Genomic DNA, 1,543 nt, shown 5'->3' with positions numbered 1-1,543 from the left:
CACCGCGGGTCCCTCAAGGCCGAGCGAGTAGGAGACGCGCCCCGACACGACGGCGCCCGAGTTCCCCACGCCCAGGGTGCCCTCGAGTTCCTTGGGCACCCGCTGGAGCCGTGACGCGTAGTCGTGGTACATCACCCCGGCGAAGACGCCCGTGCTGGTGCCGCGCAGCGAGGTCGGGTCAATGCCCGCGCGCTCCAACGCCTCCCACGACGTTTCGAGCAACAACCGCTGCTGCGGGTCGAGAGCCAGCGCCTCACGGGAGGAGATCCCGAAGAAGGTCGGGTCGAAGTCGCCCGCCTGTTGGAGGAAGCCCCCCTCGCGGGTGTATGACGTCCCCGGCCGGTCCGGATCCGGGTCATACAGCTCATCGACGTCCCAGCCCCGGTCGTCGGGGAACGCGGAGACGCCATCGACGCCCTGGTCCACCAGGCGCCACAGATCATCGGGCGAGGCCACCCCGCCCGGCAGGCGGCAGGCCATCCCGATGATCGCGATCGGCTCGGTCGCCGCGTGGGTGATTCTGATGATCTCCTGTTGCAGCCGCTCGTTCTCCATGAGGGAAGCCCGCAGGGCTTCCACCAGCTTTTCCGGGGGCGTGGCCATGTCCGTCCTCATCCGATGAGTAAGCGGTTCCGGCCGGTCTTGTCGGGACCGTCCGGACTGTCTCTCTCGTGGGTCGCGGCCGGATCAGCTGGCGGCGCTGCCCAGCGCCCGTGCCACCAGGCTGTCGGCGTCCATGGCGGCGATCAGGTCGGTCTCGTCGGCCCTCGCGCCCTGAGGCGCCGCCTCGACGGGCGTGTCGGTCGCATCGGCCGCGTCGGCCAGCCGCATCAGCGCGTCCAGCACACCCACCTCCCGGAGTCGGCTCAGCGGCACCGACGCCAGCACCTTGCGGATCTCCGCCTCCCGCGCGTTCAGGTCCACCGGGGGCGGAACGTCCGGCAGCAGTTCGTCGCGGAGGTGGTGGGCGAGTGCGGTGGGGTTGGGGTGGTCGAAGACGAGGGTGGCGGGGAGGCGGAGCCCGGTGGCCTGGTTGAGGCGGTTGCGCAGCTCGACGGCGGTGAGCGAGTCGAACCCGAGCTGCTTGAACGCCTGTTCAGGACCGATGACATCGCTCGCACCCCGCCCCAGAACCGCGGCCGCATGCGTGCGCACCAGATCGAGCAGCAGACGCTCACGATCCGCATCGGCAAGACCGGCAAGGCGCTGGACCAGCGACTCCCCACCCCCGGAGGCGGCCTGCGCGGCCCGACGCGCAGGCCGCCGCACCAGACCACGCCACAGCGCGGGAACCTCCTCCGGCACACCACGAACCAACGCCGCCAGATCGACCTTGACCGGGAGCACCACCGCCTCACCACACGCCAAAGCCGCATCGAACAACGCCAACCCCTCCCCCACCGACAGGCCAACAATCCCGTCCCGTCGGCTGAGCCGCCGCTGGGCCCCGCTCAACTTGCCCGTCATGTCGCTCGCCTGCTCCCAGAGGCCCCAGGCGAGGCTGGTGGTGGGACGGCCCTGGGCGCGGTGTTGGTGGGCGAGG

General features: G+C 71.0%; 2 protein-coding genes. Both read right to left on the bottom strand.

Going from position 1 to position 1,543, the window contains the following annotated elements; translation table 11 throughout:
- A partial coding sequence (locus DEH69_RS24240; protein WP_147255817.1) for a beta-ketoacyl synthase N-terminal-like domain-containing protein occupies positions 1 to 603 on the bottom strand: 603 nt, incomplete at its 3' end.
- 84 nt (positions 604 to 687) lie between these two features.
- The coding region (locus DEH69_RS24235; protein WP_220131334.1) for a beta-ketoacyl reductase at positions 688 to 1,543 on the bottom strand (856 nt) is incomplete at its 5' end.

The sequence above is a fragment of the Streptomyces sp. PT12 genome, assembly GCF_003311645.1.
Classification (GTDB): Bacteria; Actinomycetota; Actinomycetes; order Streptomycetales; family Streptomycetaceae; genus Streptomyces.
The sequence above is the reverse complement of the archived record's forward strand: the minus strand, read 5'-3'. Positions and strand labels throughout refer to the sequence as shown.